Source organism: Neisseria cinerea, assembly GCF_900475315.1.
Classification (GTDB): domain Bacteria; phylum Pseudomonadota; class Gammaproteobacteria; order Burkholderiales; family Neisseriaceae; genus Neisseria; species Neisseria cinerea.
This window is the reverse complement of the sequence record NZ_LS483369.1, coordinates 204,589-229,101: the sequence shown is the minus strand read 5'-3', so window position 1 is coordinate 229,101 and position 24,513 is coordinate 204,589. Positions and strand designations below refer to the sequence as shown.

At 49.1% G+C, this 24,513-nt stretch carries 23 protein-coding genes and 1 riboswitch; of the genes, 14 read left to right on the top strand and 9 right to left on the bottom strand.

What is annotated here, in order from left to right:
* Nucleotides 1-58: 58 nt before the first annotated feature.
* From DQM57_RS01225 to gcvT, 4 genes are all read right to left on the bottom strand, one after another.
* The gene (locus tag DQM57_RS01225) at nt 59-2,344 is read right to left on the bottom strand and encodes a NosR/NirI family protein (RefSeq protein ID WP_197711727.1); all 2,286 of its coding nucleotides are present in this window, start codon (nt 2,342-2,344) and stop codon (nt 59-61) included.
* Nucleotides 2,345-2,618: 274 nt separating this feature from the next.
* Complete coding sequence (gene hemA / locus DQM57_RS01220; protein ID WP_003675794.1) at nt 2,619-3,866, bottom strand: glutamyl-tRNA reductase; 1,248 nt, start codon at nt 3,864-3,866, stop codon at nt 2,619-2,621.
* A 145-nt stretch (nt 3,867-4,011) separates the two neighbouring features.
* On the bottom strand, nt 4,012-4,398 hold the full coding sequence (gene gcvH / locus DQM57_RS01215) for a glycine cleavage system protein GcvH (protein WP_107859343.1): 387 nt from the start codon (nt 4,396-4,398) through the stop codon (nt 4,012-4,014).
* Nucleotides 4,399-4,573: 175 nt separating this feature from the next.
* Nucleotides 4,574-5,674 (bottom strand): glycine cleavage system aminomethyltransferase GcvT, encoded by a 1,101-nt coding sequence (gene gcvT / locus DQM57_RS01210; RefSeq protein ID WP_111726396.1) that lies wholly within the window; start codon nt 5,672-5,674, stop codon nt 4,574-4,576.
* 205 nt (nt 5,675-5,879) lie between these two features.
* A riboswitch (glycine riboswitch) is annotated at nt 5,880-5,976 on the bottom strand.
* A gap of 195 nt (nt 5,977-6,171) precedes the next feature.
* Between gcvT and DQM57_RS01200 the strand changes: the two genes are divergently transcribed.
* From DQM57_RS01200 to nqrM, 11 genes are all read left to right on the top strand, one after another.
* Nucleotides 6,172-6,648, top strand: a complete 477-nt coding sequence (locus DQM57_RS01200) for an Lrp/AsnC family transcriptional regulator (protein ID WP_025457884.1) — start codon at nt 6,172-6,174, stop codon at nt 6,646-6,648.
* 101 nt (nt 6,649-6,749) lie between these two features.
* Nucleotides 6,750-7,109 (top strand): YbaN family protein, encoded by a 360-nt coding sequence (locus DQM57_RS01195; protein ID WP_111726394.1) that lies wholly within the window; start codon nt 6,750-6,752, stop codon nt 7,107-7,109.
* Between the two features lie 357 nt (nt 7,110-7,466).
* Nucleotides 7,467-8,888: a sodium:proton antiporter gene (locus DQM57_RS01190; protein ID WP_111726392.1), complete on the top strand. Its 1,422-nt coding sequence runs from the start codon at nt 7,467-7,469 to the stop codon at nt 8,886-8,888.
* A 244-nt stretch (nt 8,889-9,132) separates the two neighbouring features.
* Nucleotides 9,133-10,476: a Na(+)-translocating NADH-quinone reductase subunit A gene (locus tag DQM57_RS01185; protein ID WP_111726390.1), complete on the top strand. Its 1,344-nt coding sequence runs from the start codon at nt 9,133-9,135 to the stop codon at nt 10,474-10,476.
* A gap of 2 nt (nt 10,477-10,478) precedes the next feature.
* Nucleotides 10,479-11,711, top strand: coding sequence for an NADH:ubiquinone reductase (Na(+)-transporting) subunit B (locus DQM57_RS01180; protein ID WP_111726388.1), 1,233 nt, complete (start codon nt 10,479-10,481; stop codon nt 11,709-11,711).
* Nucleotides 11,704-12,480, top strand: a complete 777-nt coding sequence (locus DQM57_RS01175) for a Na(+)-translocating NADH-quinone reductase subunit C (protein WP_111726386.1) — start codon at nt 11,704-11,706, stop codon at nt 12,478-12,480. Before DQM57_RS01180 ends, DQM57_RS01175 begins: the two co-directional genes overlap by 8 nt.
* Nucleotides 12,480-13,106: an NADH:ubiquinone reductase (Na(+)-transporting) subunit D gene (locus DQM57_RS01170; RefSeq protein WP_107859350.1), complete on the top strand. Its 627-nt coding sequence runs from the start codon at nt 12,480-12,482 to the stop codon at nt 13,104-13,106. Before DQM57_RS01175 ends, DQM57_RS01170 begins: the two co-directional genes overlap by 1 nt.
* Before the next feature lie 3 nt (nt 13,107-13,109).
* Nucleotides 13,110-13,703 (top strand): NADH:ubiquinone reductase (Na(+)-transporting) subunit E, encoded by a 594-nt coding sequence (gene nqrE, locus DQM57_RS01165; RefSeq protein WP_003675823.1) that lies wholly within the window; start codon nt 13,110-13,112, stop codon nt 13,701-13,703.
* Between the two features lie 13 nt (nt 13,704-13,716).
* On the top strand, nt 13,717-14,934 hold the full coding sequence (gene nqrF / locus DQM57_RS01160; RefSeq protein ID WP_003741084.1) for an NADH:ubiquinone reductase (Na(+)-transporting) subunit F: 1,218 nt from the start codon (nt 13,717-13,719) through the stop codon (nt 14,932-14,934).
* Between the two features lie 634 nt (nt 14,935-15,568).
* The gene (locus tag DQM57_RS01155) at nt 15,569-16,624 is read left to right on the top strand and encodes an FAD:protein FMN transferase (RefSeq protein WP_111726384.1); all 1,056 of its coding nucleotides are present in this window, start codon (nt 15,569-15,571) and stop codon (nt 16,622-16,624) included.
* 25 nt (nt 16,625-16,649) lie between these two features.
* A complete protein-coding gene (gene nqrM / locus DQM57_RS01150; protein ID WP_003675832.1) occupies nt 16,650-16,865 on the top strand; it encodes a (Na+)-NQR maturation NqrM in 216 nt (71 codons plus the stop codon).
* Nucleotides 16,866-16,988: 123 nt separating this feature from the next.
* Here nqrM and grpE read toward each other — a convergent pair whose 3' ends face one another.
* The gene (grpE, locus tag DQM57_RS01145; RefSeq protein WP_107959894.1) at nt 16,989-17,576 is read right to left on the bottom strand and encodes a nucleotide exchange factor GrpE; all 588 of its coding nucleotides are present in this window, start codon (nt 17,574-17,576) and stop codon (nt 16,989-16,991) included.
* A gap of 183 nt (nt 17,577-17,759) precedes the next feature.
* Between grpE and cysE the strand changes: the two genes are divergently transcribed.
* Nucleotides 17,760-18,578, top strand: a complete 819-nt coding sequence (gene cysE / locus DQM57_RS01140) for a serine O-acetyltransferase (protein WP_107959892.1) — start codon at nt 17,760-17,762, stop codon at nt 18,576-18,578.
* Between the two features lie 45 nt (nt 18,579-18,623).
* Here cysE and ubiB read toward each other — a convergent pair whose 3' ends face one another.
* The 4 genes from ubiB to DQM57_RS01115 form a co-directional block, all read right to left on the bottom strand.
* The gene (gene ubiB / locus DQM57_RS01135; protein ID WP_107959890.1) at nt 18,624-20,135 is read right to left on the bottom strand and encodes a ubiquinone biosynthesis regulatory protein kinase UbiB; all 1,512 of its coding nucleotides are present in this window, start codon (nt 20,133-20,135) and stop codon (nt 18,624-18,626) included.
* A 33-nt stretch (nt 20,136-20,168) separates the two neighbouring features.
* Nucleotides 20,169-20,618, bottom strand: a complete 450-nt coding sequence (locus DQM57_RS01130) for a peptidase (protein WP_107959888.1) — start codon at nt 20,616-20,618, stop codon at nt 20,169-20,171.
* A gap of 158 nt (nt 20,619-20,776) precedes the next feature.
* Nucleotides 20,777-21,115, bottom strand: a complete 339-nt coding sequence (gene erpA, locus DQM57_RS01120; RefSeq protein ID WP_002233615.1) for an iron-sulfur cluster insertion protein ErpA — start codon at nt 21,113-21,115, stop codon at nt 20,777-20,779.
* Between the two features lie 128 nt (nt 21,116-21,243).
* The gene (locus DQM57_RS01115; RefSeq protein ID WP_003675845.1) at nt 21,244-21,930 is read right to left on the bottom strand and encodes a S24 family peptidase; all 687 of its coding nucleotides are present in this window, start codon (nt 21,928-21,930) and stop codon (nt 21,244-21,246) included.
* A gap of 187 nt (nt 21,931-22,117) precedes the next feature.
* Here DQM57_RS01115 and DQM57_RS01110 point away from each other — a divergent pair, with 187 nt between their 5' ends.
* Together DQM57_RS01110 and dnaK are read left to right on the top strand one after the other, a co-directional pair.
* Nucleotides 22,118-22,390, top strand: coding sequence for a hypothetical protein (locus DQM57_RS01110; RefSeq protein WP_107859359.1), 273 nt, complete (start codon nt 22,118-22,120; stop codon nt 22,388-22,390).
* 178 nt (nt 22,391-22,568) lie between these two features.
* Entirely contained in the window at nt 22,569-24,497 is a 1,929-nt protein-coding gene (gene dnaK / locus DQM57_RS01105; RefSeq protein ID WP_111726382.1) for a molecular chaperone DnaK, read from the top strand.
* Nucleotides 24,498-24,513: the final 16 nt, after the last annotated feature.

Genomic DNA, 24,513 nt, shown 5'->3' with positions numbered 1-24,513 from the left:
CTACTACCGTGGAAGCCCTACCCGCCTAATACTTTGGCTTCGGGCTTCCTACGGATGCTTATTTTTCAGATTGCGCCGTTTCGGATTTGACAAAATGGACAACCTGTTCCTGCGGCTGCTTGGATACACTCTCCAATTCCCCTGATTTTGCAGCAGCCTGTTTTTGTTTTTTCTTATTCACTGCCACAACTTGCGGACAGCGTGTATCGTGGTGGTACATGACTTGGCAATGCAGACACTGGATACATTCGTTCGGATGGATATCTCCCTCCGGGGCAATCGCTTGTACAGGGCATTCATGCGTACAAATTTGGCAGGGATTACCACACATTTTATAACGTCTCAGCCAATCAAACACGCGGAATCTGCCCGGCAGCGCGATACCGGCTCCCAACGGGCACAGATAACGGCAGAAGAAACGTTCGATAAACAGCCCTGCAACCAGAAGAGCAACGGCAAATGCGACAAACCACCACTCGCGTACAAATTTCAAGATAATCGCCGTTTTGAAAGGTTCGACTTCTGCAAATTTTTCCGCCGTACCCAAATCATACAGTGAGATTGCCAAGAGCCCGAAGAAAATCAGGTACTTGATAACGCTCAAGCGGGTATGCAGCATATGCGGTACGATAATCTGTTTCACACCCAGTTTTTTTGCAATCCGGTTAGTCAATTCCTGTAATGAGCCGAACGGACACAACCACCCGCAAAATGTTCCCCTGTTCCACAGCAGCATGGTTGCAGCCGTGAACAGCCAAAGGATGAACACAATCGGATCCATCAGGAAGAATTCCCAATGAAATTCGGTAAGGATGGCGGAAAACAGCGTCAGCGTATTGACGACTGAAAGCTGTGCCTGCGCATACCAGCCGATATAGAAGAGCGTGAAGGTCAAAAAGGTAAGGCGGAAGCGGTCGTACCATTTTTCGTAACGTACAATCCAGTCTTGGAACAAAAACACCAGTAACAATATGGTCAGTGCAATGCCGACAACGATAATCTGCCCCTGTTTCGCTTTCCAAATCTGTTTCCATAATTGGTTGGATACACCGTTTTCAGCTGACGCATCTTCGGCAATGCCGTCTGAAGCGGTATCGGATGCCGCGGCAGGCACAGCTTCGACAGGCGCACTGATTTCTACGGGCGGCGCTTTGGGATCATCGACATAATAACCCTGAGGCAATTCGTAATCCAAATCGGCGGTAACGAAGGCTTTATCGTTCACGCTCAATACGCGCTGAACCATTAATTGCAGACGCCACGGCTCCGCACCGTCAAACTCTACGCCTTCAGGGATGGTAAACCAAGAAACTTCTTTAAAACGCGGCGAACCGGCGGCAGACAGCGCAACGACGCGTTCGTGTTGGGCATCGGTAAAACGGAAGCTAGTCTCTCCCTGAATCATCTCGATACGGTCAAAAATACCGCCGCGCACATAGCCAGAACCTTTCCATGAGTAACGACCCTCTCCTGCAACCAAAACCGCCTGTTGACCGGGTTTCAGCCGTTTTTGCAGATGTGCCCAACCATCCTCGCCCAACAGGCTTTTACCGATGGAGGGCTGACTGACCAAAGCCGTATATAAATCAATGAAGGTATCATCAGGAGCGCCCTGTTCGGCATGATCGGCCACGCCGGCCTTACCGCCTTTCTCAAAAAGTTTGTTGATTTGATCGAGCGTGATATGCAGATGACCGACAGCCTTCTGTTTCAAAAGTTCGTCCCAAGACAAAATGTCCTGCTTGTCGGGATTTGCCATACGGCGCGGACGGGTTTCTGCTGCAGACGCGGCTTCCTGAACATCGGAAGCAGATGCCGTCTGAAGGGCCTTATCCGAACCCAACCGGTATTGGTTGGCAATGACCTTATATGAACGCTGGATACTGTCGTTGATAACCATCAGCGTAACTGTCGCACCGCTGATAATGTCGCCCGGCGCCACACCCGGAGTCGGAGGATTTTTAATAAAGTTCAGACCGATATATTTATCAATGAATTTATCGACACGCGACTGCGGAATACCGATAAGCATAATCGGCTCATGGTGATCAACCAATTTCGCCCCGGCTATCGTACCGTCTTTAGCCAGCGCCATCAGCGTATCAATCGGCTTACTCGAATAACCGCGCGTATTAACCACATCGGTTGTAATATAAACCAGACCGAGCTGCTCGTCACCTTTGTAAACGCGAGCGACCATGGGCTTACCTTCCGGTTTGCCGTAACGGTCCGCCCCCGGAAAGATTTCCGAAGGCTGTATTTTCGCCAGAAATTCAGGCAAGCGCTCCGCATGGGCAGGCAATGCCGATATTAAAAGGATAAGGGCGGCAAAAAACGCCGTCATCTGTGCCCGAAACGCGGACATACGTTTGATTGAAAAGCAGGACATGACTATCCCCGATATACCGATACTCTTTAATATTGATATTATATGAATCAGCCATCGCCGTTTTTTTGATACAAATCAAATTTACAAATCTTAAAACCGATTTGCATACCGGAATAATACTTTATGATTAAGTCAATGTATTAAATTTCACTACACTTATAAAAGTAAAAGCACACAAACAATATGCCGTCTGAAATCCTTTTCAGACGGCATTTTTCTTAGAATATTGTTATTTTTCCAAATGGTAAATCTGTGCCACCGCATGAACCAAATCGTTATCTCCTTCTCCCGCCTTATTCAAGGTTTGAGTTGGCGAGTGCAACAATTTATTGGTCAGTTGAATCGACAGCCTTTCCAAAACCTCTTCTGCCGTTGCTCCTTTGGCAAGCTGTTTCATCGCATTTTCCAATACCTGTTTGCGCGCTTTCTCTCCCTCATCCCTCAATGCCCTGATTAACGGGACACTCTGCCTGCCCTGTTGTTGTCTGACAAATTCGACAACCTTCTCAGATACCAGCGCTTCGGCGGCGGCGGCGGCCTTCTGCCTTGCCTCCTTACCGCTTTGGACGATATTGACCATATCGTCCACAGTATAAAGATAGGCATCATTCAAATCACCGACTTCCGCTTCAATGTCACGCGGCACTGCCAAATCAAGCATGAACAACGGCATACTCTGCCTTTGTTTCAATGCACGCTCCACCATGCCTTTGCCGACAATGGGGAGCTGGCTTGCCGTTGAAGAAACCACTACGTCGTAATCATGCAAAATAACGGGCAAATCGCTTAACAAGCAAGGGTCGGCATTAACACCGAGTTTGTCGCATAACTCCTGGGCACGCGCCAGCGTCCGGTTGGCAACCGTCATCAATCTGGGGTTTTTAGCGGCAAAATAAGTAGCAACCAATTCAATCATCTCACCCGCACCGATGAATAAAACATTAAGGTCGCCTATATCGGGGAAAATCTGCTCTGCCAACTTGACGGAAGCGGCCGCCATCGAAACCGAGTTTTCACCGACAGCGGTATCGGTACGGACTTCCTTGGCAACAGAAAAGGTTTTTTGGAACAGGGCATTGAGTTTCTTACCCATACTTTCCTGCTCTTGAGCGACCCTGACCGCATCCTTAATCTGTCCTAAAATCTGCGGCTCGCCCAACACCATCGAATCCAGCCCGCAAGCGACGCGGAAAGCATGGCGCACGGTCTCCTGCATCCCCAAAGTATAAAGGTAGGGGCTGATTTCTTCTATGGGAAGGCTGTGGTAGTCTGCGAGCCAACGAATGATTTCTTCCGAATCGCCGACACAGTAAAGCTCGGTGCGGTTGCAGGTAGAAAGGATTACCGCCTCCGTTGCCGCATTGCTTCGGGCAAGATTGCGGACGGCTTCGGGCAGGCAGGCCGCGGCAAACGCCAGCTTTTCCCGTATGCTTAAAGGTGCGGTTTGATGATTGAGTCCGACAGCGGTAAGTTGCATGAAAAAATCGGTAAAGATGAATATAGGCCGTTATTATAGCCTAACTGACCTTGAAGACACAGACAAAAACTGCACTTCCAAACGCATCCTTGCCGTCTGAAAGTGCAGTTCCTTAAGTAAGGCATCCTATTATTAGGATAGGAATTTAATCTACTTCACCTGCGTATTGTTCGGCAGTCAGCAGACCGTCGTAATCGGCAGGATTGGCAGGTTTGATTTTGAAGAACCAGCCTGCGCCGTAAGGATCACTGTTGGCAGTTTCCGGTGCGCTGGGCAAGTCATCGTTGACGGCAACGACTTCACCTGCAATCGGCGCGTACACGTCGGACGCGGCTTTTACAGACTCAACCACACCGGCTTGTTCTTCGGCGGCAAGGTTCGCGCCGACTTCGGGCAGCTCGACAAACACGATGTCGCCCAACAGCTCTTGCGCGTGGTGGGTAATGCCGACGGTGATGATACCGTCTTCTTCAAGGCGCAGCCATTCGTGGCTGGCAACGTATTTCAGTTCTGCTGGGATGTTGTTGCTCATGGTTTGATTCTCCATTGGTAGGGGGTTATTTTCAGACGGCATCTATATGGATCAATATCCACAGATACCTTGTTCAAGGCTTTCTACAAACGTCCGTATCGGACAACAATTTAAACCTGCTTTTTAAACCTGCTTTCAGACGGCATATGAAATGAAAATGCCGTCTGAAACCGCATCAATCAAACTGTTTTTGACCGTTGCGGACGAACGGCAGCTTCAGTACTCGTACGTCTACTTCTTTGCCGCGCATCAGTACTTTAGCGGTATCGCCGTCAAAATCTTTCGGTACGCGGGCGATGGCGATGGATTGTTTCAGGCTGGGTGAGAATACGCCGCTGGTGGTTTCGCCTTGGCCTTTATCGGTCAACACTTCCATATGCGCGCGCAGGATGCCGCCTTTGTCGAGCAACAAGCCGACCTGTTTGACGGCAACGCCTTTTTCTTTCAATGCCAGCACAGCGGCTTTGCCGACGAAATCGCGGCTTTCGTCTTTCAAATCAACTGTCCAACCCATGCCTGCTTCGAGCGGGCTGGTGTCGTCGTCCATATCGTTGCCGTAGAGGTTCATGCCGGCTTCCATGCGCAGGGTGTCGCGCGCGCCGAGACCGCAGGGCTGTACGCCAGCTTGTTGCAAGGCTTTGAAGAATGCGACGGCTTCGGTGCCAGGTAGAATGACTTCGACGCCGTCTTCGCCGGTGTAGCCGGTGCGGGCGACAAACCAATCGTTGTCCAAATCCGCGCCTTGGAACGGTTTGAGGTTGTTGACGACATCCGCCCATTCGGGTTTGACGGTCAGGAGTTTTTCGATGGCTTTCGGGCCTTGTACAGCGAGCATGCCGAGGTCGTAGCGCGGATTGAAGGCAACACCGAACTCTTGTCCAACTTTGTGGAATTGCGCCGTATCTTTTTCTCGGGTCGCGCCGTTGGACACGATGCGGTATTGGGTTTCGGCTTCATTGGTGCGGTAAACGATCAAGTCGTCAATCACGCCGCCGTTGTCGTTGAGCAAAGCGGAATAAAGGGCTTTGCCGACAAAAGCGAGTTTGGCGACATCGTTGGCAATCAGTTTGCGGAAAAAGGCTTTGGCGTTCGCTCCGGCGACGTCGGTAACGAGCATATGGGATACGTCGAACATACCGGCGTCGGTGCGCACGGCTTCGTGTTCGGCGATTTGAGAACCATAATGGATGGGCAGCTCCCAGCCGGCAAAATCGACCAGCTTCGCGCCTGCATCTTGATGGGCTTGGTGAAATGGGGTAGTTTTCAGTGCAGTCATTCTCAGCTTCTCCGGATTTATTGTTCAGATGTCGTCCGCACAAGATGCGCGGAAGACCCTATCTGTCCTTGAACCTGAGATTTTCGGCCGTATCCGCTTGATGGCAAACCAGTCTGCTCACTGCTTTGCGCGGTTGTCTGAATGGTGGTTCAGACGGCCTTCTCCCCTTCGGTGGGTGCGATTGCACCACTCTCCAGATGTTTTATTTCAATGTGCAGTCCCTGTTGCCTGAGCGATTTAAGGGCATCTGCGCCTTCGGCGGCTACGCGTAACCTGATGTAGCTCTCTCCTGCACATGGCGCGATTATGGCTTGAAAAGGCAGTTTGGGCAAGCCGTCTTGAACATATACAGGCCTGCTCCACGAGTTTTAAATCGACTACCTAAAAATGAAAACCAACTCTGATGACTACACAACTTTTTATATGTTAATATGCCCCAAGCCTATATATACGGGTTATCGAAACCTGACCGAATTCCATCAGCGGAACACAAATTTATGACACAAATCACTTTAGACAAGACAGATATTAAAATCTTACAGGTCCTCCAGGAAAACGGTAGGCTGACCAATGTCGAATTATCCGAACGTGTCGCACTCTCACCCTCTCCCTGCTTACGCCGTCTGAAACAGTTGGAAGATGCCGGTATTGTCCGGCAGTATGCCGCGCTGCTGTCTCCCGAATCTGTAAATTTGGGCCTTCAGGCATTTATCCGCGTCTCCATCAGCAAAGCAAAAGACGCACGGGAGGATTTCTCCGCCTCTGTTCAAAAATGGCCCGAAGTTTTAAGCTGTTTCGCACTGACCGGAGAGACCGACTACCTGCTTCAGGCATTTTTTACCGACATGAGCGCGTTCTCCCATTTCGTTCTTGACACGCTTTTATCCCACCACGGCGTACAGGATGCCCAATCAAGTTTCGTTTTAAAAGAAATCAAACATACCACATCCCTACCACTCAACCATCTGTTGTAGGAATAAGACCTTCCTCCCTATTTTCCCTACCGGCACGGCGGATAGGAACGGGCCGGATTCTTACAATACCTGTTTGTCTCCGATAAAGACCGGATTGGAAAATGATACGTTATCTATTAATTATTTGCGGCGGCCTCTCCCTCCTCTTGGGGATTATCGGTATTTTCCTACCCCTGTTGCCGACCACACCGTTCGTGCTACTCTCCGCCGCCTGTTGGGCAAAGGCATCTCCGCGTTTTCACAGCTGGCTGCACCGACACCGCTATTTCGGCCCTATGGTTCATAATTGGGAAAAAAATCGGGCAGTCCCCCGCAAGGCTAAGATTTTTGCCATTAGCATGATGTCCGCATCATGCCTGTTCATGTTCTGGCAGTTTCCCCAACGTTGGTGGGTAGGCGCAATTTCATCGATTTTCTGTTCCTTTGTCGCCATATGGATGTGGCGCAGACCCGAATCTTAATGCCGTCTGAAAACCTTCCTCCAAATATGTTCCGACCGGAATACCTACCGCCCGCCTATAAAAAACGATTACCTACAAACATTTGTTAAGATAAATTTATTATAAGTTACCGATAGCCTATTATTTCAATACGGCAAGATATTGTTTTACATTGATATTTTCTCCTATTGTTCTGCGACCTCTCTTTACTTCCCCTTTCCATTCCCTGACGGATGCTTGGTATCTGTACAGCTTTTACATTACAATCAAACAGGCAATATAACAAACCACAGCGCAGTTCGCCCGTCTTCGGACGGTCCGGAATATTTATCACGGCAAATGGTTATCAAACCGGATGCCAAATAAAAAGGAAGCACCATGCGCCACCTGACACTGCTGACATTTTTCTCCCTACCTGCAATCAGCTTGGCTGCCGACCTGGACGGCTCTACCCTTAATCTCTTATGGGGGCTGCCGTTTGCCATGATCCTGCTGTCTATTGCACTGGGTCCCCTGTTTTTTTCCTACATCTGGCATCACCATTTCGGCAAGATTACCGCATTTTGGACTTTGTCGTTCCTCATTCCCTTTTCGCTGATTTTTGGAGCAGAAGCTGGTATCCGTACCGTTGTCCACGCACTCATTGAAGAATACATACCGTTCATTCTGCTCCTATTGGCACTTTATACCATTTCAGGCGGCATATTTGTCGGAGGCAACCTTCGCGGCACCCCGAAACTCAATACCGCCCTGCTTGCCGTCGGTACATCACTCGCCTCCATCATGGGAACGACTGGCGCAGCCATGTTGATGATCCGCCCTTTGCTGAAAGCCAATCAAACCCGTACTCGCCGCGTGCATATCGTTATCTTCTTTATTTTCCTTGTCGCCAATATCGGCGGCGGCCTGACTCCGCTCGGCGATCCCCCGCTGTTCCTCGGTTTCCTAAAAGGCGTAGATTTCATGTGGACGGTCAAGCATATGCTTGCCCCGGTCCTAATTAGTGCCATTCTCCTCCTTACTGCCTTCTACTTCATAGACAACCGCCTCTTCAAACAAGACGTTGCCGAACAAAGCAAGACAACACGGCAACAATTACCCGAAAAAATTACTATTTTCGGAAAATGGAACTTCCTTTTACTCGCAGGAGTCGTCGGCGCAGTCTTGCTTTCAGGATTATGGAAACCCGACCACAACGGATTAGAAATCCTTGGCAGCCATTACGCCTTACAAAACCTTGCACGCGACCTGGTTTTAATTATATTGACCGCCATATCTATCATTATCACACCCAAACAAGTACGTGCCGGCAATGAATTCAACTTTGATCCGATTACCGAAGTAGGAAAACTCTTCCTCGGTATCTTCATTACCATTTTCCCCGTTCTGAGCATTCTGAAAGCAGGCGAAGCTGGGGCATTGGGCGGAGTGGTTTCATTGGTTCACGATGCAGGAGGCAACCCTGTCGACACCATGTATTTCTGGATGAGCGGCATATTGTCCTCCTTTTTAGACAATGCACCGACTTACCTGGTCTTCTTCAACATGGCAGGCGGCGATGCACATGCGCTGATGACCGGTCCCCTGTTTCACTCTCTGCTTGCCGTATCCATGGGTTCGGTATTTATGGGGGCTCTGACCTACATCGGCAATGCACCGAATTTTATGGTTAAAGCCATCGCAGAACAACGCGGAATACCCATGCCTACCTTTTTCGGCTATATGGCGTGGTCTGTTGTCTTCCTGGTTCCGGTCTTTATCCTGCACACTTTTATCTTCTTCATTTTCAAACTACTGTAAATCCCATGCCGTCTGAACATTCAGACGGCATTTTAAATTCCAACATAATCAAATCAATATCTTGCCAAACTGATAACAAGGACGGTTCCGCAAGGAAAAAAGCGGCAAATCTGACAAACCGGCACAATTCCTGATAAAATCTAACACTTTGCTACATTAATTTATTCAATGCTTTTTGATACGCTGCGATACCGTATCAAAAACACGCCGTTCTCACCTTAACCATCACAAGTAATGCAAATCTATGATTAAAATCAAAAAAGGCCTAGACCTGCCCATCGCGGGCAGACCGGAGCAAGCCGTTTACAACGGCCCGGCCATTACCGAAGTCGCGTTGCTTGGCGAAGAATATGCCGGTATGCGCCCCTCGATGAAAGTCAAGGAAGGCGATGCCGTCAAAAAAGGCCAAGTGCTGTTTGAAGACAAGAAAAATCCGGGCGTGGTGTTTACTGCGCCGGCTTCCGGCAAAATCGCCGCGATTCACCGTGGCGAAAAGCGCGTGCTTCAGTCGGTTGTGATTGCCGTTGAAGGCGATGACGAAATCGAGTTCGAACGCTATGCGCCCGATGCGTTGGCAAACTTAAGCGGCGAAGAAGTGCGTCGCAATCTGATTCAATCCGGTTTGTGGACTGCGCTGCGGACCCGTCCGTTCAGCAAAATCCCTGCCGTCGATGCCGAGCCGTTCGCCATCTTCGTCAATGCGATGGACACCAATCCGCTGGCTGCCAATCCTACGGTCATCATCAAAGAAGCCGCCGAAGACTTCAAACGCGGCCTGTTGGTATTGAGCCGCCTGACCGAACGTAAAATCCATGTGTGTAAAGCAGCCGGTGCAGACGTGCCGTCTGAAAATGCTGCCAACATCGAAACACATGAATTTGGCGGCCCGCATCCTGCCGGTTTGAGCGGTACGCACATTCATTTCATCGAGCCAGTCGGTGCGAACAAAACCGTTTGGACCATCAATTATCAAGATGTGATTGCCATTGGCCGTTTGTTTGCAACAGGCCGTCTGAGCACCGAGCGCGTGATTGCCTTGGGTGGCTCTCAAGTCAACAAACCGCGCCTCTTGCGTACCGTTTTGGGTGCGAAAGTATCGCAAATTACTGCGGGCGAATTGGTTGACGCGGACAACCGCGTGATTTCCGGTTCAGTATTGAACGGCGCGATTGCACAAGGCGCGCATGATTATTTGGGACGCTACCACAATCAGATTTCCGTTATCGAAGAAGGCCGCAGCAAAGAGCTGTTCGGCTGGGTTACACCACAACCGGACAAATACTCGATTACGCGTACGACCCTCGGTCATTTCCTGAAAAACAAACTCTTCAAGTTCACGACAGCCGTCAACGGCGGCGACCGCGCCATGGTGCCGATTGGTACTTACGAGCGCGTAATGCCGCTGGACATCCTGCCTACCTTGCTCTTGCGCGATTTAATCGTCGGCGATACCGACAGCGCTCAGGCACTGGGTTGCTTGGAATTGAACGAAGAAGACCTCGCTTTGTGCAGCTTCGTCTGCCCGGGCAAATACGAATACGGCCCGCTGTTGCGCAAGGTGCTGGAAACCATTGAGAAGGAAGGCTGATTATGGGCTTGAAACATTTTCTTGAAAAAATCGAACCGCACTTCCTGCCGGGCGGCAAACATGAAAAATGGTATGCCCTCTACGAAGCTGCGGCGACGATTTTCTATACATCCGGCGCGGTAACGCGCAAAGCGGCCCACGTCCGCGATGCGCTCGACTCCAAGCGCATGATGATTTTGGTGTGGCTGGCTTTGTTCCCTGCCATGTTCTACGGTATGTACAACGTCGGCGTACAAGCATTCGGTGCGTTAACGCCTGATTTGCTGCAACAAAACATCGCCAACGACTGGCATTACGCCCTTGCCAACGCTTTGGGCATCAATATGTCGTCTGAAGCGGGCATGTTGGGCAAAATGCTGTTCGGCGCGATTTTCTTCCTGCCGATTTACGCGACTGTATTTGTCGTGGGCGGCTTCTGGGAAGTTTTGTTCGCATCCGTACGCAAACACGAAATCAACGAAGGTTTCTTCGTGACTTCGATTCTGTTTGCTTTGATCGTTCCCCCTACCCTGCCTTTGTGGCAAGCGGCTTTGGGTATTACCTTCGGCGTTGTGGTTGCGAAAGAGGTATTTGGCGGTACGGGTAAAAACTTCATGAATCCTGCTCTTGCAGGCCGTGCGTTCCTGTTTTTCGCCTATCCTGCGAATATTACCGGCGACACCGTTTGGACTGCGGTTGACGGCTATTCCGGTGCCACTGCTTTGGCGCAATGGGCGGCACACGGTGCAGACGGCCTGAAAAACGCTGTAACCGGTCAAACCATTTCTTGGATGGATGCGTTTATCGGTAACGTGCCCGGCTCAATCGGCGAAGTATCCACTTTGGCGCTCTTAATCGGCGGCGCGTTTATCGTGTTCACCCGTATTGCCTCTTGGCGCATTATTGCCGGCGTGATGATCGGTATGATTGCGATGTCTTCACTGTTTAACTTCATCGGTTCGGACACCAACGCCATGTTTTCCATGCCTTGGTACTGGCACTTGGTGGTCGGCGGCTTCTCCATCGGTATGCTGTTTATGGCGACCGACCCTGTTTCCGCTTCCTTTACCAATGTCGGCAAATGGTGGTACGGCGCACTTATCGGTGTGATGTGCGTGTTGATCCGCGTGGTCAACCCTGCTTACCCCGAAGGCATGATGTTGGCGATTCTGTTTGCCAACCTGTTTGCCCCGATTTTCGACTATTTCGTCGCACAAGCGAACATCAAACGCAGAAAGGCGCGCAGCAATGGCTAAGAAATTCGATAAAGACAGCTTCAGCGGCACGCTGATTGTGGTATTGGTTGTCAGCCTGATTTGTTCCATCATCGTTGCTGGTGCGGTCGTTGGCTTGAAACCTATCCAAGAGAAACAAAAACTCCAAGATAAACAAGGATATATCTTAAGCGTAGCCGGTTTGATGGATAAAGACACCGACATCAGCAAAACCTTTGCCGAGCGTATCGAGCAACGTGTCGTGGACTTGGCAACCGGCGAATACGTCGCCGATGCGCCTAAAGACTTCAGCGCACGCGTTGCCGGCAAAGACCCTGCCCAAAGCATCCAAATCAAACCTGAAGACGATTTGGCAGGCATCAAAAGCCGTGCCAAATACACTGAGGTTTACTTGGTAAAAGGTGAAGACGGCAAAGTCAGCCAAATCATCCTGCCTATGCACGGTAACGGCTTGTGGTCTGTCATGTACGGTTTTGTCGCCATCCAACCCGACGGCAACACCATCAACGGCATCACCTACTACGACCAAGGCGAAACCCCAGGCTTGGGCGGCGAAATCGGCAATCCGTTGTGGCAACAAAAATTCGTCGGCAAAAAACTGTTTGACGAACAAGGCAAACTTGCCCTGCATGTCGGCAAAGGTGCAAGTTCGGACAAAGAACACGGCGTAGATGCCCTCTCCGGCGCATCGCTGACATCTAAAGGTGTGCAAGGTTCGTTCGCCTACTGGTTCGGCGAAAACGGCTATATCCCCTACCTGAACAAATTAAAATCAGCAGGAGCACAATAATGGCTGACATGAAACGCTTGAAATATTTGATGTTTTCACCCTTTATCGACAACAACCCGATTGCCTTGCAGGTTTTGGGTATTTGTTCGGCGCTGGCGGTTACCACCAAACTTCAGACAGCCATCGTGATGGGTATTTCCGTAGCTTTGGTAACCGGTTTTTCCAGCTTCTTCATTTCTTTAGTACGCAACTACATCCCCAACAGCATCCGTATTATCGTGCAAATGGCGATTGTTGCTTCCTTGGTAACTCTGGTTGACCAACTGCTCCAAGCTTTTGCCTATGAGCTGTCCAAACAGCTGTCCGTATTCGTCGGCCTGATTATTACCAACTGTATCGTGATGGGCCGTGCCGAAGCATTCGCCATGAAAGAGCCTCCTTTGGAGAGCTTGGTTGACGGTATCGGCAACGGCGCAGGTTACGGCATGATGTTGATCATCATTGCAACCATCCGCGAACTGATCGGTTCAGGCAAACTCTTTGGCTACACCATTTTCCAAACCGTACAGGACGGCGGCTGGTATCAAACCAACGGCTTGTTCTTACTCGCTCCCAGCGCATTCTTCATCATCGGCTTTTTGATTTGGGGTCTACGCACTTGGAAACCCGAACAGGCGGAGAAATAACATATGGAACATTACTTAAGCCTCTTTGTAAAATCCGTCTTTCTGGAAAACATGGCACTTTCCTTCTTCTTGGGGATGTGTACATTTTTGGCGGTATCTAAAAAAGTATCCACCGCATTCGGTTTGGGCGTGGCTGTAACTTTCGTACTCGGCCTGTCCGTCCCAGCCAACCAACTTGTTTACTCGCTGCTCAAAGAAGGCGCACTGGTTGAAGGTGTGGATCTGACCTTCCTGAAATTCATTACCTTCATCGGCGTAATTGCCGCTTTGGTGCAGATTTTGGAAATGTTTTTGGACAAATTCGTCCCTGCCCTCTACAACGCATTGGGTATCTACCTGCCTCTGATTACCGTAAACTGCGCAATTTTCGGTGCCGTTTCGTTTATGGCGCAACGCGAATACAACTTCGGTGAATCCGTCGTGTACGGCTTCGGCGCGGGTTTGGGCTGGATGTTGGCGATTGTCGCTTTGGCGGGCATTACCGAAAAAATGAAATATTCGGATGTCCCTAAAGGCCTCAAAGGCTTGGGCATTACCTTTATCGCCGCCGGCCTGATGGCGATGGCGTTTATGTCGTTCTCTGGCATCCAGTTATAAGAAAGGAATCGGCATGGAGATTATTTTAGGTATCGTGATGTTCACCGTCATCGTTTTAGCTTTGGCACTGATGATTCTGTTTGCCAAATCCAAGTTGGTGAGCGAAGGCGACATCACCATCAAAGTCAATGATGAAAAAGAGCTGACAATGCCTGCCGGCGGCAAACTGTTGGGCGCGCTTGCCAGCCAAGGCATCTTCGTTCCCTCCGCCTGCGGTGGCGGCGGTTCGTGCGGACAATGCCGCGTTGTCGTGAAAAGCGGCGGCGGCGACATTCTGCCAACCGAGTTGTCCCACATCAGCAAACGCGAAGCGCGCGAAGGCTGCCGTCTGTCTTGTCAGGTCAACGTCAAAACCGACATGGACATCGAAGTCCCTGAAGAAGTGTTCGGTGTGAAAAAATGGGAATGCACTGTCATCTCCAACGACAACAAAGCCACGTTCATTAAAGAACTCAAGCTTGCCATTCCCGAAGGCGAAGAAGTTCCCTTCCGTGCCGGCGGCTACATTCAAATCGAAGCCCCTCCTCACACTGTCGCCTACAAAGACTTCGACATTCCTAAAGAATACCACGAAGACTGGGACAAATACAATCTGTGGCAATACGTTTCCAAAGTGGACGAGCCGATTTTGCGTGCCTACTCCATGGCTTCATACCCTGAAGAAAAAGGCATCATCATGCTGAACGTGCGTATCGCCACGCCGCCTCCGCGCGTACCCGATGCGCCTCCGGGACAAATGTCTTCTTACATCTGGTCGCTGAAACCCGGTGATAAAGTAACGATTTCCGGTCCGTTCGGCGAATTCTTTGCCAAAGACACCGATGCCGAAATGGTATTTATCGGCGGTGGTGCGGGTATGGCTCCGATGCGTTCCCACATTTTCGACCAGCTGAAACGTTTGAACTCCAAACGCAAAATCACCTTCTGGTACGGTGCACGCTCCAAACGCGAAATGTTCTATGTTGAAGACTTCGACCAACTCGCAGCAGAATTCCCAAACTTCACATGGCACGTCGCCCTGTCCGACCCATTGCCTGAAGACAACTGGGACGGTTACACAGGCTTCATTCACAACGTAGTTTACGAAAACCACCTGAAAAACCATGAAGCACCGGAAGACTGCGAATTCTATATGTGCGGCCCGCCGATTATGAACCAGTCCGTCATCAAAATGCTCAAAGACTTGGGCGTGGAAGACGAAAACATCCTCTTGGATGACTTCGGCGGTTGAGTATTCGGCTTCAAATACAAAAGGAAGAAACTTCGGTTTCTTCCTTTTTCTATGCTAATGCCGTATGAACACCCTTCAGACGGCATCTGTCCATACCCATATAAATATCCGTTGTTTTCCTATCTTTGTATCCTGCGGCGGATGTGCGGTTAAATATTTTGACGAAAAAACAAAGAAGTATACTTCTTTTTAGTTATGGTTGATTCCATAACTAAAAAGTATCGATAAACCCATTTCGCGAGGTACTGATAATGTCTGACAGCTTTGAAAACAGCCCCGAATACGATGATTGGATTGAATCGGGCGGTCGTGATGAAGATTACGAATACTACTACAACAAATGGCAACGCAGGACGCGCTGACCATTAAACCCTGACAAACCGGTTGGTAAAACACCGGTTTGTTTTTTATAGTGGATTAAATTTAAACCAGTACGGCGTTGCCTCGCCTTGCCGTACTATTTGTACTGTCTGCGGCTTCGTCGCCTTGTCCTGATTTAAATTTAATCCACTATATTACCGCCACCTAAACGACGGGCGATGCCGCCCGAACACCCTTCAGACGGCATCGGCATAGAAACATACCGGCCGTTTTGCGATATAATTCAAGCCATTTGCCAAAACCATCAAACACTATGCCGTCTGAAACACGCCTGCCGAACTTTATCCGCGCCTTGATATTTGCCCTGAGTTTTATCTTCCTGAACGCCTGTTCGGAACAAACCGCGCAAACCGTTACCCTGCAAGGCGAGACCATGGGCACGACCTATACCGTCAAATATCTTTCAGACGGCCACGATAAACTCCCCTCCCCTGCCGAAATACAAAAACGCATTGATGACGCGCTTAAAGAAGTCAATCGGCAAATGTCCACCTATCAGCCTGATTCCGAAATCAGCCGGTTCAACCAACACACAGCCGGCAAACCCCTCCGCATTTCAAGCGACTTCGCACACGTTACCGCCGAAGCCATCCGCCTGAACCGCCTGACGCACGGAGCACTGGACGTAACCGTCGGCCCTTTAGTCAACCTTTGGGGATTCGGTCCCGACAAATCCGTTACCCGGGAACCGACACCGGAACAAATCAAACAGGCGGCATCTTATACGGGCATAGACAAAATTATTTTGCAACAAGACAAAGATTCCGCCTCCTTGAGCAAAACCCACCCCAAAGCCTATTTGGATTTATCTTCGATTGCCAAAGGCTTCGGCGTTGATAAAGTTGCGGGCGAACTGGAAAAATACGGCATTCAAAATTATCTGGTCGAAATCGGCGGCGAGTTGCACGGCAAAGGCAAAAACGCGCACGGCGAACCGTGGCGCATCGGCATCGAGCAACCCAATATCATCCAAGGCGGCAATACACAAATCATCGTCCCGCTGAACAACCGTTCGCTTGCCACTTCCGGCGATTACCGTATTTTCCATGTCGATAAAAGCGGCAAACGCCTCTCCCACATCATCAATCCCAACAACAAACGACCCATCAGCCACAACCTCGCCTCCATCAGTGTTGTCGCAGACAGCGCGATGACGGCGGACGGCTTGTCCACAGGATTATTTGTTTTAGGCGAAACCGAAGCCTTAAAGCTGGCAGAACAAGAAAAACTCGCCGTTTTCCTGATTGTCAGGGATAAGGACGGCTACCGCACCGCCATGTCTTCCGAATTTGAAAAACTGCTCCGCTAAACATACAAACCGATTAGGAAACACCATGAAAACCCTGCTCCTCACTTTCGGCATCTTCCTGCTGGTCATCATCGGCATGGCAGTCGGCTATATCTTCTCCAAACGCACCATTAAGGGAAGCTGCGGCGGCATTACCGCTTTAGGTATGAAAAAAATGTGTGACTGCGACACACCTTGCGACACCCTGCAAAAAAAGCTGGATGAAGAAAAACAGACAGATAGCATCAGGATTGACCGTTGACACTGAAACAAAATGCCGTCTGAAACCCGATTTACGGTTTCAGACGGCATTGCTGTTTTATTGAAGGCGGCCCATACGCAAAACGCGCTTCAGGAAATAAATCAGATTATTCCCCAGGCGCCTTCAGGCTTCCTTCTGTGCCACCGTAACCATTGCAGGACGCAACACACGGTCGGACAGGGTATAGCCCTTCTTCATCACACCAACCACGGTATTGGGTTCCTGCTCGCTGGCCACCGCCTGCATTGCCTGATGAATATTGGGATCAAGCTTATCGCCCGCTTTAGGATTGATTTCCTTGATTTGTGTGGCATCAAATGCTTTCTGCAACTCGTTCAAAGTCATCTGCACGCCCATTTTCAATGCATCAAAATTGCCGCTTTGATCCAAAAGTGCCATTTCCAGATAATCCTTGACCGGCAACATTTCTACTGCAAACTTCTGTCCGGCGAACTTATGCGTATCGGCAATTTCCTGCTGATGGCGTCGGCGTAGGTTTTGCTCGTTTGCCAAAGCACGCAGCTGTTCGTCTTTCAACTGCGCTTCCAGCTCGGCAATACGAGCCTGCAAATCCTCATAAGTCGGCTCGGCAGAGACCGGCTCCTGCTCCCCTGCACCGTTTTCTGCTGTTTCGGCAGCCTCTACGGTTTCAACTGTTTCCACATTTTCAACCGCCTCTTCACTATTTTGCTGCTGCGTCTGTTCGCTCATATCGTATCCCTTAAAACAAATTGAAAATCAAAATCTGGTTATACCTGACATAAGATAAGGACGTTGCCAAGAAACTTCAAGCAAAAGCAGAGAATTTCAAATTCATTTTCAAATCCCCTACCGAAAAAATAATATAGACGGTAAGATACTGCCGACCATATCGATTTTCCAACGTCATCACTCATGAAAAAAGACCATTTAAACACAGCCGGTTTCAACTTGTGGCAGACCATACGGGAGGAAACCGAAGCGGCAGCCGCAGCCGAGCCCATGCTGGCCAGCTTCCTGCATCAAACTGTTTTACGGCACGAATCTCTAGACTCCGTCCTTTCCTACCACCTTTCCAGCAAACTCGGCAGCCCGATTATGGACGTGCGCGCCCTGTTTGAAATTTACCAGCAGGCATTGGGCAGCGATGAGCAAATCAGCAAATGCGTCGAGGCAGACTTGAAGGCCATTTACGAGCGTGACCCGGCATGCGACGAATACACGCTTCCGCTGCTATATTTCAAAGGTTTCCACGCCATTCAGGCACACCGCATCAACCACTGGCTATACTTAAACGGACGTAAAACGCTGGCCTATTTCCTGCAAAACCGGATGTCTGAAGTATTCGGGGTCGACATCCATCCCGCCGCACATTTCGGACACGGACTGATGCTTGACCACGCCACCGGCTTTGTTGCCGGCGAGACTGCCGTTTTAGGCAACAACATTTCGATTCTACACGGCGTAACCTTAGGCGGTTCAGGCAAAGAGGGCGGCGACCGCCACCCTAAAATCGGCAATGGCGTCATGATTGGGGCAAACGCCTCGATATTGGGCAATATCCGTATCGGAGACAATGCCAAAATCGGGGCGGGCAGCGTTGTGGTTTCAGACGTACCGTCTTCCATCACTGTTGTCGGCGTACCCGCCAAACCCGTGGCACGCGCACCCAAAACACCGTCGGCCGATATGGATCAAAATATCCAGTTTACCGAAATCGACTTTATCATCTGAACACCCGTAAAAATGCCGTCTGAAATTTATTTCAGACGGCATTTCTTATTTCAAAAGCAAGATTAGCAGTAAAACAAACGCTATTGCCCCCAGCCACATGCTTTGCCGTTGCTGCACTTTGACTAAATGAATATAAGCATCACGCATTTCCTGCTGGCGGTTTTCATCAATCAACGCACTGATTTTGCGCGGCAATGAAGGGATGATTTGCGCCCAGTCGGGGGCTTCGTTTTTAAGGTTGCGCCAAAGGGCTTTGGGACCGACCTGTTCGTTCATCCATTTTACCAAAAACGGTTTGGCGGTTTTCCATAAGTCCAAATCGGGATCAAGCTGCCGACCCAAGCCTTCGATGTTGAGCAGCGTTTTTTGCAGCAATACCAGCTGCGGCTGGATTTCGACGTTGAAGCGGCGGCTGACTTCAAACAGACGCATCAGCACCAAGCCGAAGGAAATCTGCGAAATCGGTTTGTTGAACACAGGTTCGCACACGGCGCGAACTGCGGCTTCCAATTCTTCCGCGCGCGTGTCGGCGGGCACCCAGCCCGATTCGATGTGGGCGGTGGCAACGCGGTGGTAATCGCGGTTGAAGAAGGCGAGGAAGTTGATGGCGAGGTAGCGTTTGTCGTAATCGGTCAGCGTACCAACAATGCCGAAATCAAGGGCGATGTAGCGGTTGTCGGCAGCAACCAAAATATTGCCGGGGTGCATATCCGCATGGAAAAAGCCGTCGCGGAAAACTTGCGTGAAGAAGATTTCCACGCCGTAATCGGCAAGTTTGTGCAAATCGATGCCGTCTGCTTTGAGTTTGGCGATGTCGGATACCGGCGTACCGTCCATCCATTCGATGGTCAGCACGTCGCTGGTGCAGTAGTCGTAAAACACCTTAGGCACAATCAGCATATCGCTGTTTTGGAAATTGCGACCGAGCTGGCTAGCATTGGCAGCTTCGCGCATCAAGTCCAATTCGTCGTGCAGGTATTTGTCGAATTCAGCCACCACTTCGCGCGGCTTCAAACGCTTGCCGTCTGAAAACAAACGCTCTACCCAGCCTGCGCCAAAGCGCATCAGCGACAAATCCTGTTCGATAACGGGCAACAGGTTGGGGCGTAAGACTTTCACTGCGACCTGTTCGCCCGAATGCAGGCGGGCTTTGTGTACCTGGGCGATGGACGCACTGGCGACAGGCTCGGTTTCAAATTCCGCGTATAAAACATCGATGGATTGTCCCAGAGATTTTTCGATTTGCGAGCGTGAAAGTTGCGCGTCGAACGGCGGCACTTTGTCTTGCAGCCTTGCCAGTTCGACCGCATAATCATGCGGAATCAAATCGGGGCGCGTAGAGAGGACCTGTCCGAACTTGATGAAAATCGGCCCCAAGCTTTCCAACGCAAGGCGAAGTCGGACGGGCGGAGGTTCATTTTTAAATCTGGAAGATTGCGGCATCATTTTCAGCAAACCGTATATCCAGCCGCGCCGGACCAGTCCGGCACATAATCCTGCCAATCGGTAGTAATAAAGAGTCCCGACAATAACCGTCAGGCGTTTCAACCATTTCATACAAAAGCCCCAAACACGTCGCTTATCGAACAATCAAAAAACCTTACCAATAAGATAGCCCAAAAAAGCAATCAACAATGCCAAAAACAGCAACCTGGTATTCTGAGGCAGAGGCTCGGATTTTGGCGATACGGTTTTATCCTTTTCTTTTACATCTGTCTCAAAATCCTCAAACGGCAGTTCCACCACCTCATCTTCCGTTTCCGACTGCTCGATTGTTTCCAACTCCATATATCTTCGGGTAACAATATCCAAACCCAAATAGCTGAAATAATCATGCAGCTCACCCCGCTTTTCCCATGTACATTTTTCCTCGACCAACACCTGTGGTTTAGAAGCGAGCGAATCAATGATTTTCTCTGCCAGCCCCTCATCCAAATTTTCCCGAAGACAGGCTTGAATCCTCTCCTGATCGACTCCGGGCGGATAAGAAACATATATATCATACAAATCGTTTTGGTAATTTTTACTCATCTCAATCATAATGGAACCAATATATTCAATACTGTTCCGCCAATTCCTTACAAAAATCAGATTATTCTTTAAAAATCGAATTATATGCGAATTTATCTCGGTAATATATTTTCCCAAAAATAAAAATGCCGTCTGAACAATCAGACGGCATAGCACCGACCGGTCGGTTATACAGAAAACGACGATCCGCAACCACAAGTGGTTTCCGCATTCGGATTACGGATAACAAACTGCGAGCCTTGCAAACTTTCCGTATAGTCTATCTCCGCACCGACCAGATATTGATAACTCATCGGATCGACCAAAAAGACCAAACCGTTTTTCTCAATTTCAAAGTCATCATCGTTTTTAATTTCATCAAAAGTAAATCCATACTGGAAACCAGAGCAGCCGCCGCCGTTGACAAAAACCCGCAATTTCAAATCAGGGTTATTTTCTTCGGCAATCAAATCCGCAACTTTTGTACAGCAACTGTCAGTAAAGATAATAGGGCTTTCGTCCGACATGGTGTTATTCCTTAATATAATATTTTTGCATTCTCTCTCAAACCCCTTGCAAAGGCAAGCAAGGACTTTTCCTTAAAAAGAAATCGCTTCATAAATAAGTTTAATCCCCTGCAATTTCAAGTCCCGGCTCAAATCATCCTGCCGAACCACTCCACACGCCCGATAATTTCCACATCATCGGTCAGATTATTCAAATTAATTTCAAAAGCAGGATAAGCTTCGTTGGCAGAAATGACGTTGATTATCCCGCCGGGAACAATTTGCAGACGTTTGACCAGCAAGTTTTCATTAATCCGCAACACGTACAAGCCATCCTTTGGCGTATTTTCCCCATGGTTGACCAGGATGGTATCTCCATCATTTAAAACCCCCTCCATAGAATCCCCCTTAACAGAAATCACAGATAGGTTTTTCGTATCACGGGTAACATAATTTTCAATCCAATGCCGTCTGAAAGCCATCGTAAATACAGGTTCTTCATGGCCGACAAATTGTCCATACCCTGCAGCCGCACGGATATCATATCTTGGCACGAAAACAAATTCGTCTGTATCAACCTCATTGCCAAAAGTATCATAGGCAACAGACTTTACCTGATTCCCCCCGGGAAATGGCTCTCCCTCACCGGTCAATAACCAATCAATGCTACAACCCTTCAATTGTTTGATTTTCTTTAATGTTTCAGACTTAGGCAAACCACCTTCATTCCATATCCTACTAAAACCCGCAATCGTCATCTCAATATCAGATGCAATTTTCGCCTGCTTCGCTTCATTTTTCCATAGAAAAATCAATCTATCTTTAAAGGTTTCCATAAATATCTTTCCCTTTCCCTAAATTCCATCATGCAAAGTAAACATAAAATATATTTTACCTTAGTTATACAAAAAATAAAATAAATATGATAAACTAAATTTAAACTATGATTTATCTTATACGAATACCAAATATTAAGATTTTTCATCAATTAACCACCAATTTAACAGGTGAAAGGACATAAATATGAAAAAATCCGGTAAATATTTCCTCTATACAACAGCATTTATCTTATCCTGCTTTGCTTTTTCAGAAAGCCATTCGGAAGCCAAACAGCCGGAAATCACTTTGTCCTCCTCACTATGCGAACAACTCAGCATACTGAACGCAAAAAATATGGATTCAGAACAAATTTCATTATCCAAGGAATGCGACATCATCGAATCCTCGCATGACTGGGAAAAGGAATACGGAAACTTAAATGAGCAAGAAATGCTCGCCGGTATTATCTATGAATAAGTTTATTAATAATCTGAATATTAGATTTAAATATAAATCCAATATTTTCATATATTTATATGTTTGCACCTGTATAAGAACTTGAAACCGTCCCACTCCCGCCCTATTTAATGCGCATCGGGACACAACGTTCCAACATATTTCTTAAAATAAGCAAAATCAAATTAGGAGTATCCATATGGCAAAAGTAATCGGTATCGACTTAGGTACAACCAACTCTTGTTTGGCCATCTCTGAAAACGGTCAAACCAAAGTTATCGAAAACGCAGAAGGTGCACGCACCACTCCTTCCGTTATCGCTTATTTGGACGGTGGCGAAATCCTCGTCGGCGCACCGGCAAAACGCCAAGCGGTAACCAACGCCAAAAACACCATCTACGCCGCCAAACGTTTGATTGGCCACAAATTTGAAGACAAAGAAGTCCAACGCGACATCGAATCCATGCCTTTCGAGATCGTTAAAGCCAACAACGGCGACGCATGGGTAAAAGCGCAAGGCAAAGAGCTGTCTCCTCCTCAAATTTCCGCAGAAGTTTTGCGTAAAATGAAAGAAGCCGCCGAAGCTTACTTGGGTGAAAAAGTAACTGAAGCCGTGATTACCGTTCCGGCCTACTTCAACGACAGCCAACGCCAAGCCACCAAAGACGCGGGTCGTATCGCCGGTTTGGACGTAAAACGCATCATCAACGAACCAACCGCAGCCGCTTTGGCATTCGGTATGGACAAAGGCGACAACAAAGACCGCAAAGTAGCCGTATATGACTTGGGCGGCGGTACCTTCGATATTTCCATCATCGAAATCGCCAACCTCGACGGCGACAAACAATTCGAAGTATTGGCAACCAACGGCGACACTTTCTTGGGCGGCGAAGACTTCGACCAACGCCTCATCGACCACATCATCGCCGAGTTCAAAAAAGAACAAGGTATTGATTTGAAACAAGACGTGATGGCATTGCAACGCCTGAAAGAAGCTGCCGAAAAAGCCAAAATCGAATTGTCCAGCGGCCAGCAAACCGAAATCAACCTGCCGTACATCACCATGGACGCAACCGGCCCGAAACACTTGGCCATGAAAATTACCCGTGCCAAATTCGAGAGTCTGGTTGAAGACCTGATTGCCCGCTCTATCGAGCCTTGCCGCACCGCATTGAAAGATGCCGGCTTGAGCACCAGCGACATCGACGACGTAATTTTGGTCGGAGGTCAGTCCCGTATGCCGAAAGTACAAGAGGCCGTTAAAGACTTCTTCGGCAAAGAACCGCGCAAAGACGTAAACCCTGACGAAGCCGTTGCCGTAGGCGCAGCGATCCAAGGCGAAGTATTGAGCGGCGGCCGCAGCGACGTATTGCTGCTGGACGTAACCCCTCTGTCCTTGGGTATCGAAACCATGGGCGGCGTGATGACCAAGCTGATTCAGAAGAACACCACCATCCCGACCAAAGCGTCGCAAGTGTTCTCTACCGCCGAAGACAACCAAAGCGCAGTAACCATCCATGTGCTGCAAGGCGAACGCGAACGCGCCTCCGCCAACAAATCTTTGGGTCAGTTCAACTTGGGCGATATCGCACCCGCACCGCGTGGCATGCCGCAAATCGAAGTTACCTTTGATATTGACGCCAACGGTATCCTGCACGTTTCCGCCAAAGACAAAGGCACTGGCAAAGCAGCCAACATCACCATCCAAGGTTCTTCAGGTTTGAGCGAAGAAGAAATCGAACGCATGGTGAAAGATGCCGAAGCCAATGCCGAGGAAGATAAAAAACTGACTGAATTGGTCGCTTCCCGCAACCAAGCCGAAGCCCTGATTCACTCCGTGAAAAAATCTTTGGCCGACTACGGCGACAAACTCGACGCAGCCGAGAAAGAAAAAATCGAAGCCGCGCTGAAAGAAGCCGAAGAAGCCGTGAAAGGCGACGACAAAGCAGCTATCGATGCCAAAGCCGAAGCTTTGGGTGCAGCCAGCCAAAAACTGGGTGAAATGGTTTACGCTCAAGCGCAAGCTGAAGCCCAAGCAGGTGAAAGCGCACAAGCCAATGCTTCTGCAAAGAAAGACGATGATGTCGTAGATGCCGACTTTGAAGAAGTAAAAGACGACAAAAAATAATTGATGCCGTCTGAAA